Raw genomic sequence first — 10263 nt, 5'->3', positions numbered from 1 at the left:
TGATAATACCACCAACAACTCCATTATTCTGTTCAACAACATCGCCAAATCCGCCGATTTGATTACCATCGTCATCGCGGGTAAACAGCACGCCGTTGGTATCACCGTGGAGGGTGTCATTTCCGTCGCCGCCGTCTAGTTGGTCGTTGCCCAGGTCGCCATGGAGGGTATCATTGCCCTGCTCGCCTTTGAGCAGGTCATTGCCGTCACCGCCCGAGAGGTTATCAATCCCCTCGCCGCCTTCCAGCAGATCATGGCCTCTGCCACCATCCAGCGTATCATCCCCAGCATCGCCGTAGAGAGAATCATCGCCGTCACCCCCGTGCAAGGTATCGTTGTCATCCCCGCCGGAAAGCACGTCACTACCCGTGCCTCCATCCAGCGTATCGTTCCCGGCATAACCTTTTAGATCATCATTCCCGCCATTGCCTTCGATAACGTTATCCCCGTCATCCCCGGCCAGACGGTCACCAAATATGGATCCTTTAAGGTTTTCAATATTTGTTAAGGTATCATTGACGGCTTCATCACCGAGCAATCCTAATTCGTACGCCAAGGCACCCTGATTTTCGAGGAAATTGACCTTGGTTCCATTAGAACCATAACTCCCGACCTGCAGGTCTAGTCCGGCAATCCATTCGTAACCACGAATGGCTGTGTTATTGATAACGATAATTGTTGCGCCACTATCTTTATCGTAAGCCAGAGAAACTGTTACAAAGGAAGAGCTTGCGACGGCTTCTTTAAACTCTGCTTCTAGACTGCCGTCAGCTCTGTAAAAACTGATCACTGCCTGATCATTGATCAACTCGATATTCAGATAAGGTATCTGGCTTGGTGTGATCTCACCGTTAGATAAATCATGGACAGCGCTAAACAGAATACCGCCTTCAGAACTTTCATTACTCCCAAGTTCTATGGATAAATTCGCCAGTAACCAACCACCCGCAATTGCAACAGCATTGGAATAGGCAACAGAAAGCTCGGTTCCCATATGGTTCGCCTGCTTTTTGTTATCCGGGTTTATAACGATATTTCCGGAGAGCTTATTCAGGTCAAGCTCAGCATTTACATCCTTGTATTGGCGACCTCCACCGCGCTTTAAATCAACATCAACACCAAAGAATGCGGTTTCATAATTTGCAGTATCAATACCTGCGCCACCATCGATAACATCCGCACCAAGATCTCCATTGATAATGTTATCACCAGCATCCCCGATCAGTGTATCGTCTTCATAAGATCCATGGATGTTTTCAATATTGCTTACTGTATCGCCCTCGGCATCACCACCCGTTGCTGTGCCAGTAGCCAAGTTAACGGTTACAGCATCTTCAGAACCTTCATAACTGACAGTATCGACACCCGCACCGCCATCAATGGTATCTGCACCTGTGCCGCCAAGCAGATAATCATCTCCGCTTTGGCCGGTAAGGATATCATCACCATCTTGACCAAATAGGGTAGATCCACTTTCTCTTGCGGTTAAATTGTCTCCGTGGCGAGATCCAAGAACTTTCTCAAATCCACTAATGGTATCGCCTTCGGCGTCTCCACCTGAAACTGCGCCTGTTTCCAAATCAACAGTAACACCCGCATTTGATGAATCATAAGAAAGAGTATCATCACCTTTCCCCCCAGCGAGAGTATCGGCCCCGGCACCACCTTCGAGGATATTATCCTCATCGCCACCAACAAGATTATCCGCATGGGCCGAGCCAATAATGTTTTCAATCGAAACAAGAAGGTCATCAGTCGCATGACCACCAGATACTGTTCCGGTTTTCAAATCAACCTGTACAGCTGCATTTGATGAACGATAAGAAGATGTATCTGAACCTGCGCCGCCGTTTATATAATCACGACCCGCCATACCTTCGATAACATCATTACCACTATTCGCATAAAATGCGTTACCCGCATCACTTCCCGTAAACGTATCGCCGTTGGCAGACCCGATAACACCCTCAAAGTTAGTAAAGGAATCACCCTCTGCATCACCACCAGAAAGGGTTTGATCTGCCAGATTAACCGTCACCCCTTCCCGAGAAGCATAGTAAGATATATAATCCCATCCTGCGCCACCATCCAGGGTATCAGCACCAGCACCCCCTTCGATAACATCGCGACCGGAACCGCCCGTTATGGTGTCATCACCACCACGTCCTTCGATGGCCGTGTTTGTTGATCCACTATTGGTAAAGGTGTCATCTCCGACATTACCAACGGCATTTTCAACTTCAATAACATTTAAATCCAGCGTTACAGCTTGGCCATTTGTGACATAGACCCAGTCATCCCCTTCACCAGCACGAATATCTTCCTGACGATCTTCAGCATCAATATAAAGCCGATCGTCTCCTTTACCGCTTGATAGAGTATCTGCACCCTGTCCTCCGACAAGAATGTCATTACCATCACCAGACGTTAACCTGTCATCTCCAGCCCCTCCAGAAAGGATGACAGCTTTTTCGCCTGCATAAGAGAAATCATCATTTCCAATATTACCAATAGCCGATTCAATATTGGCTTCAGCAAGATCCAGTGAGACGCCCTCAGCTCCTTCAACGAGAGCCGTATCATATCCATCACCGCCATCAACTTTTGTATCACTGACATCGATGAACAGATTATCATCACCTGCTCCACCGTATAATTCATCAGAACCTCTGCCGCCAATAATCCAGTCGGAACCACGTCCGCCCTCTAAAAAGTCATCACCTGCTCCACCAGAAAGCAGTATATTCTTTTCCGTATCACCAGCTCTTAATCTATCTGAATATTCCTTGCCATAGACCGCATCCACATCAAGTTCAGTGGCATTCAGGTTAGTCTCCACACCACCTCGTGCAATATATTGTGCGAATAGCTTTCCAGTGGCTTCTATCCTTGTACCCTTATCATCGCTATCTATTTTTACGCCTGTCGCGCTCGCTTTGAGCAGAAGATCAGCAACAAGCGAGGTTGATCCGTCAAATCTGGTTAACGAGGTCGTACCAAGGAATTTATTATCGCCAACTGTTTGTTCTGTTTTATCAATCGTTAAATCAATTGATTTTATATCCCAATCGGCGAGGGATTTAAGCTCTCCCTCGTTAACTTCACCATCCTGATTGAGATCTTGCCAGATTTTAACCTTGTCAAAATCAGTATCCTGATTATCAAGGACACCATCATTGTTACTATCGAATACCGTAGCGAGTGCCTCTAGGTCGGTATCATCTTCTTCGGTTTGGTTAGCAACTAGCAGTTCATTACCGACAATTTTACCGTCAAGATTAAGGTCCGTAACGATAAAGCCATCTTGGGGACCAACCCAACTGACGTTTTCTTTGTAACCATCGGACGTTACATCAAAGAAAACACTGGACTCACTCAAATTGACAGAAGAAATTTTCCCATCATTATTGAGGTCCACCGCTATTGGAACAGATGGAGTGTTATTGCCCTGTCTATCGGTTTCACCATAACCACTATAGCCATCGCGATCAGGATCATTAGATCTGTCAAAGCCGCCAAATTGAGGCCCATCATTACTTTGGGCATCATTGTCTTCATTTGTTATCGGGGGGGTGTCAGAAGGTCGATCCGGAATATTGTCAGGTTTAGGTTCAGGCTTAGGTACATCAACTACATGACCAGCACCAGGATCATAAGAGTCACCGTAATCGCTATAACCTTGCCCCTGTGGGTCATCAGATTTATCGAATCCTCCAAAATCACCATCATTAGGATTCTTAGTGTCATCCCCACCGCCAAGATTATCTGGGCTATTCCCTAAATCATCATTATTGGCTGAATCAGCATCTGTACCAGTTGGCGGATTTGAAGTATCGTCATTTGAATTATCAGGCTGACCGGGCCGAGGGTCTTTATCCCCCTTTTCATTTCCACCAAACTTATCAAAGAAATCATCTAAAGCTTTTTCTGCACCACCTTTGATATTGTCAAATGTTTCACTACCCGATGCAAAATAATATCCGACGGCACCAACAACACCACCAATAGCTCCACCAATGACTATCCCTAATGGGCCACCTAAAGTTCCAATTGTTGCACCAATTTTAGCTCCTGCAGCAACAGCACCTAATCCAGCTGCAAAATCAACAGCTTCGACCACAGCTTTTGCCGCAGTTTTTGAGACATCTCCAGTTTCACTCGCTGTTCTATAAACAGAATGAATTTTAAAAGCGCCATCAATAAATCCAACTTTTTTACCAACGCCTGCTGCAATTTGTCCAATTTTTGCCAAAGGAGCCGATTTGGAACTTGTACTAATTGTATCTGTAAGTACATCGAAGTTTTTAGTTTCGAGAAGTTCGCTAACTTTCGCAATTTTCTGCTTTCCTAAAAGATTTTCTGCTTGTTTATAATTTGTTGCAATACCTACAACGGCTGTATTTTGAACAACATCTGAAACTACTCCCACAGCGCCAACAGTACGTTCAAGAGCTTTGATTGCATTTTCTGCAGGATCTTTCTGAGTCGTATTATTTTCACTCATACGCCATTCCCCCTACTTTTCGAGCGCTCTTTAAGGATAAATTCGTTTATTGTTAATATTGAAATAAATGGAGTAAACGGAATTAGTAATATGAAAATTAGCGAAATATAAAACGAAACCACTAAGTAATAAAAGAAGCGATAAACTTCGAATAAATTGTAAAAAACATCATCCGCCCCTCCATAAAATATAGCTCCAGAGCCTATTGCCATAACAAAAATGCCGAAATAAATTAGAGAGAGGTATTTCACTAAACCCCAAATAGAACTTTTTTTGCCACTACCAAAACATACTGATTTCAAGAGAGACAAAGTATATTTGTCTTTAAATTTTCTTTTAATAAACGGCCACTCATAAAAAAATGACCTAACAATAAAAATACATGTAAAAAAAAGACACAATGTATGAAATAAAATATAGTCATTTATAATGTTTAAATTTCTATTATATTCCTCATCTTGCAATGATAGTATTTCTATCCAACTCACTTTTATTTCTTCAAAAAAAGCAGTGTTATAAAAAAATTGAGATGATAGAATATGAAAGAAAATAATCGAAAATATTGCACTCAATATTGGTGATGAGATTAATATTTTAGACAACATTAATTTATGTTTTTTATTCAAAACAAATATCTTCCGAATCAATAAAAAAATTTATTAATAAAATCACTAACCTTGCGCTTGGCTACATACAACCGTATGCACCCATGACGTGTACACAGAAATACATGACACAATAATGTCTCAATGGTCAATCAGGGTTAACAGAAAATTAACAATCATCTTCATACCGAAGAAAGAGTACAGACAAATCACTCGGTAGTAACACTCTCTCTGTTTACAGATTTTCTAAACAAACAACGCAATCCAAACACAAAAAATGCCTCCATACTATCAAACCCAGAGTTTGAATGATTTCCCACGTTTATTGAAGTTATTCCAAGGCCATTTCAAGCGACAAGAGGCGTATAAATCTCTTCTGAAATACAGCTTTTTCAAAATTACATATAAGGCTTTTGGACATAAAAACTCAAAAACCACGCTACCAGTCTATCCAATTGATAACATGATATACTTTCATCAAAACTACATATTTCAAGCCAAATGGCCATTTTCCTATATTATGGAAACTGGATAGCACTATCGAATGGATGACGCTTCAGATTATATATGTACAAATAATGTAATCCCGGCACGCAAGGGAAGAAACAATGAGTGATGTAGATATCGTTATTAAACCGCGTCAGCATCAAGAAAAACCGGGACGTATAGAAGTTGTTGATGCATGATTTATCTTTATTGATAGGATCACACATTTATTCAGACGGGAGAGTTCAACTTGAAGAATATAATGAACTACAAGGGATATGTAGGGTCTGTCCAATTTAATGAAGAGGAAAAAATCTTACATGGCCAGATCAAATCTATTCGCTCTTTGGTGAACTACGAAGCCTCTAATATTGAAGACTTAGAGGCAGCTTTTCGTGAAGCCGTAGATGATTACCTTGAACTTTGTGAACAGGAAGGCAAGGAACCGGATCAACCTTTTCAAAGGCACAGTAAGTAAGTTGAAAGATACTCCCTTTTATTTAGTGAACTGAGTTCACACCCTATAAAAATGGACTGAGTACCTTATTTTCCACAACAGAATCTGATAAAAAAACGGACTAGGCATTTTCTCTAATTATATGATTCTCAAACAACATATCCAGTCCATTTTTTTAAAATTCACGTACATTATTTGACAGCACAACAATGGGTAAGCCCTCCAGATCAGGACGAAAAACCCGTTCGCAAGAGGCGTAGAAGTTATTTACATCAACCAAGGCAATCCACTGAAGGTGATCAAGGAATTTGTCATGAGAAGGGATATTACCAGAGCTATTGTTCCTCATCGCAGGTCAATCCAGTTTGGTGATCACATTCGTCACCACACCCCAGATTTGCAGATCCTGCTCCTTCGAAATTTTGATCGGGTGATATTTAGAATTTTCCGGACACAGTTGAATTTTCCCGCCGCGATCATACAGACGCTTCACCGTCAATTGGCCGTCAACAACAGCAATAACAATCTTGCCATGTCTTGCTTCTATTGATCGATCGACAATAAGCATTCCCCCGTTATTAGCGAGCTAAGTGACGGAACGAACTTTTCACTTTCTGCAGGAATGACTTATGTTGTCTCAGACGATTTAAGCTCGCACAGATCAGTAACTAAGCATGGCGTAAAACTACTCATCATTGATGGAGACCTTCTCAAAACCAACCAAGTGCCTGAATAACAAGATTATTTTTGCGTCTCAGATTGTTGCTGACCCTTACCTAGCTAGATACAGTTAAATTATCCTGATTACCAAAGCTAATATAAGACCATAGAGCTGCTGTTAGTAAATAATGACATAAAAATACTCCAACCTCACCGCCGTACATAATTTAGATATTAGTTCATAACTCGGACTGTCGATTCAGCATCAAAGAAATGCGTCGTATTGGGCTTTGCTGAGAAATGAAGCGTTTGACCAATTGAAGTACTCGGAGGGACTTCCATCTTCGCTGTAAACTCGGTTCCTGTACCGGAAACCAAATAAGCCAGTGCGTATTCACCCAGTTGTTCGATCAATTCAAGCTTTCCAGATACAACAGCCTCATCCTTAGCCGAAAGGATCAAGTGTTCAGGACGAATGCCTGTGATATGTGTCGTGGGTGTGTCTGTTACCAAGTCATTCGATGCAAAGAAGTTCATCTTTGGACTTCCAATAAACGACGCGACAAACTGGTTCGCTGGATTGGTGTAGAGCTCAATAGGTGACCCGACCTGCTCAATAACACCATCACGTAAAACAACAATTTTATCAGCCAAGGTCATCGCCTCTACCTGATCATGTGTCACGTAAATCATCGTTGTCCCAAGACGTTCATGCAGTCGAGCAATTTCTAAACGTGTTTGTACCCGTAAAGAAGCATCAAGGTTAGAGAGGGGTTCATCAAACAAGAACACTTCCGGGTCGCGAACAATTGCACGTCCAATGGCAACACGTTGACGCTGACCGCCAGAGAGATTCCTTGGACTACGATCCAAGTAATCTGTAATTTGCAAAATCTCTGCCGCCGCCCTCACCCGTTCATCAATTTCTGCAGCAGGCGTTTTTTGCTGCTTTAACCCAAAGCTCATATTTTTATAAACACTCATGTGTGGATACAAAGCGTATGTTTGAAATACCATTGCTACGCCTCTCTTTGAGGGAGCAACATAGTTTACAACCTGATCACCAATAGACACAGTCCCAGACGTAACGTCTTCCAGCCCGGCAATCATTCGTAGCAACGTCGATTTACCACACCCTGATGGCCCGACAAAAACAACAAATTCGCCATCATCTATTTGTAAATCTATGCCGTGCATCACCTCAACATCGCCATATGATTTACGCAAATTATTAATCGTTACGCCAGCCATACTCGCTCCATCTCATATATTTTATCTTTAAGGGTCACTACAAATGCAGGATGATCATTTGGAATATCACCCCAGAGTGCGCGCGATGTTACAAAGTCATCTAATGCACCCGGCTGTATGAGCGGTTCAAGCTTATGCCAATTAGGCTCGTTGTAGTGAATGCGAAGCTTACCTTCTGTATTCAGACGGCAGAAAATGTACCAGCTCGCAATTGAGGCAATTCCAAAGTACGGTAACCGTCGGGCGGCGAACGCCCCTTGCAAAGTAGGGTGTATAAAAATTGGAAATTTTAAAAACCCATCAGCACATATTCGTTCGATCGTATCGCTAATAGATGCATTCTTAAAACGGGCGATAATTTCCTGTAGGTAATCATTTTTGTCGAAGGGCGTATTTACTTGCAACGCAGGCAAAACTTCATGTTGCTCATAGCCATTAAAATGAGCAAACAGATCTGGATCAGCCATCGCTTGATCAAAGGTTTTAAACCCTTTCAAGGCAGCAAAATACGCGAGACAGGTATGACCTCCATTTAGAATACGTATTTTTGTTTCTTCAAAGTGGTCAATATCAGATTCCAATTGAACACCAACACGCGCTAAATCCGGCATTGTGTTCGCAAAGCGATCTTCCAATGCCCATTGTATAAATTCTTCTGCCATAACCGGCACGTTAGATTGTTCACCAAATAAAGAGGTCGTTTCTGACACCAAACCTTCCGTGCTGCGTGGTGTGATACGATCGACCATAGAACATGGGAATGTCACGTTCTTCTGAACCCATTGAGCTAAATCATGTCGTTTCATACAATGTAAATAACTCGAGAAATTACGTTCCAATATTTTGCCATTTTGACGCATATTATCGCAACACAGGATGCTCAAGCCGCCAACATCTGCATGGCGACGGAGTTCCAATGCACGCATCAAATAGTTATAGACTGACACCCCCCGGGATTGATTTTCTATTTCATCCGCAATGATCGGATCCGCACTATTCAGACGCCCTTCGTCATCCAGGTAATAGCCACTTTCTGTCACTGTGATCGTGATCATTGTCACGCTTGGCAGCATAAGTAACTGCTCAGCCTCTTCAGCTGATCGCGCCCAGTCGCAAAACTTAATATGAGATCTCACACGACGGAACTTCACATCACCTTCTGGAGATATCGATTTGAGAATATATCCTGATCCATCAAAACTGTGCTGTGCGAAACTTTCGCTGTCTTCACCACGAATATTGACTGCAGCAATTCCCCAACGCAGATCATTCGTAGCCTGTATATAATCATCAATGTATTGCGCTTGATGAGAACGATGGAAAGCCCCAAAGCCAAGATGGACAATACCTACATCACAAAGCTCTGGGTTATAGGTCGTTTCGTACAGAGCTTGAGAGGAACATGCAGTCATTGCATTTCCCTTACCTGTGGGGCCAACTCTTTTTGCGCTATTTGGCGATATTCGGAAGGCGTCATATTTTTCATTTTAAGAAAATGTCGATTGAAGTTTGCAAGGTTTTGAAAACCAACATCAAAGCATATGCTTGAGACCTGATCATTGGTTGCATAAAGCATGCTGCAAGCTTGCCCAATACGAATACGATTTACGAATTCAACAAAGGTATGCCCCGTAACAGATTGGAAATTACGCGAAAATGTCGTTGGCGACATCGACGTCATATCGGCGGCTTTTTTCACTGAAATTTCATCCGCAAAATTATTAACAATGTAATCAATAACTTTGCCAATACGCGCTTTCTTACCTCCCTCTGGCTGCATCAATTTAGAAACCGACAAAGTAGTTTTATTACTGTTTTTATTAATCAGAACCAGGAATTGCAGCAAAGCCACGACACGCTCGACACCTCTGAGTTCTCGTATCTTTTCCATCTGCAAAATCGCTGTCTTTGGATCAAAACCGACAAATTCAATACCGGATTGAGCAAGATCTAACATGGGTTTCAGTTCTGTGAACTCTGGAAAGGCAGTCATTATCGCATCCATACTGGACTGCCTGAACTGGACCAGCATATCCCGGATTGGAACTTCTTGTGCCCATACCTCATCTGTAATCCAGTTATGCGGCAAGTTCGGCCCTGTAAGATACAATGCACCAGGCTTGAAATCGCCAATATAATCACCAACAAACGCTTTACCCCTGGTCTCTGTAATCAGATGTAATTCGTATTCCCGGTGACTATGCCAACGACATAATTCGCTGGGCCATCCATGTTGCAAGTAGCGAATACTTTCGCGGCTACGATCAACAATTTCGATTTCAGGTTGGATAATAGACATG

General features: G+C 42.5%; 7 protein-coding genes and 1 pseudogene. 1 reads left to right on the top strand and 7 read right to left on the bottom strand.

What is annotated here, in order from left to right; translation table 11 throughout:
* Both WH96_RS22705 and WH96_RS20135 read right to left on the bottom strand, forming a co-directional pair.
* Window positions 1-4504: pseudogene (locus WH96_RS22705) on the bottom strand (hypothetical protein); the annotation flags it as partial.
* Window positions 4501-5130 carry a hypothetical protein gene (locus WH96_RS20135; RefSeq protein ID WP_156176880.1) on the bottom strand — a complete coding sequence of 210 codons (630 nt, stop codon included), beginning with the start codon at window positions 5128-5130 and terminating at the stop codon, window positions 4501-4503. The pseudogene WH96_RS22705 and the gene WH96_RS20135, both read right to left, overlap by 4 nt.
* Window positions 5131-5845: 715 nt before the next feature.
* Between WH96_RS20135 and WH96_RS20130 the strand changes: the two genes are divergently transcribed.
* Entirely contained in the window at window positions 5846-6073 is a 228-nt protein-coding gene (locus WH96_RS20130) for a type II toxin-antitoxin system HicB family antitoxin (RefSeq protein WP_156176879.1), read from the top strand.
* Window positions 6074-6227: 154 nt separating this feature from the next.
* Here the strand turns inward: WH96_RS20130 and WH96_RS22800 are convergent, their stop codons facing one another.
* From WH96_RS22800 to WH96_RS20105, 5 genes are all read right to left on the bottom strand, one after another.
* The gene (locus WH96_RS22800) at window positions 6228-6401 is read right to left on the bottom strand and encodes a Y-family DNA polymerase (protein ID WP_281175868.1); all 174 of its coding nucleotides are present in this window, start codon (window positions 6399-6401) and stop codon (window positions 6228-6230) included.
* A gap of 6 nt (window positions 6402-6407) precedes the next feature.
* Window positions 6408-6620 (bottom strand): LexA family protein, encoded by a 213-nt coding sequence (locus WH96_RS20120; RefSeq protein WP_082130615.1) that lies wholly within the window; start codon window positions 6618-6620, stop codon window positions 6408-6410.
* A gap of 326 nt (window positions 6621-6946) precedes the next feature.
* Window positions 6947-7963, bottom strand: a complete 1017-nt coding sequence (locus WH96_RS20115) for an ABC transporter ATP-binding protein (RefSeq protein ID WP_047766035.1) — start codon at window positions 7961-7963, stop codon at window positions 6947-6949.
* Window positions 7951-9375 (bottom strand): mannitol dehydrogenase family protein, encoded by a 1425-nt coding sequence (locus WH96_RS20110; protein WP_047766034.1) that lies wholly within the window; start codon window positions 9373-9375, stop codon window positions 7951-7953. The genes WH96_RS20115 and WH96_RS20110 overlap by 13 nt, the downstream gene beginning before the upstream one ends.
* On the bottom strand, window positions 9372-10262 hold the full coding sequence (locus WH96_RS20105; protein WP_047766033.1) for a helix-turn-helix domain-containing protein: 891 nt from the start codon (window positions 10260-10262) through the stop codon (window positions 9372-9374). Before WH96_RS20105 ends, WH96_RS20110 begins: the two co-directional genes overlap by 4 nt.
* Between the last annotated feature and the right edge of the window lies 1 nt (window position 10263).

This window comes from Kiloniella spongiae (genome assembly GCF_001026905.1).
GTDB lineage: Bacteria > Pseudomonadota > Alphaproteobacteria > Kiloniellales > Kiloniellaceae > Kiloniella > Kiloniella spongiae.
The sequence above is the reverse complement of the archived record's forward strand: the minus strand, read 5'-3'. Positions and strand labels throughout refer to the sequence as shown.

Bases quoted from the DNA above. Each gene is read 5' to 3' on its own strand.
- WH96_RS20120 (WP_082130615.1), bottom strand. From the start codon at position 6,620: ATGCTTATTGTCGATCGATCAATAGAAGCAAGACATGGCAAGATTGTT.
- WH96_RS22800 (WP_281175868.1), bottom strand. From the start codon at position 6,401: ATGAGGAACAATAGCTCTGGTAATATCCCTTCTCATGACAAATTCCTT.
- WH96_RS20105 (WP_047766033.1), bottom strand. From the start codon at position 10,262: ATGTCTATTATCCAACCTGAAATCGAAATTGTTGATCGTAGCCGCGAA.
- WH96_RS20110 (WP_047766034.1), bottom strand. From the start codon at position 9,375: ATGACTGCATGTTCCTCTCAAGCTCTGTACGAAACGACCTATAACCCA.
- WH96_RS20115 (WP_047766035.1), bottom strand. From the start codon at position 7,963: ATGGCTGGCGTAACGATTAATAATTTGCGTAAATCATATGGCGATGTT.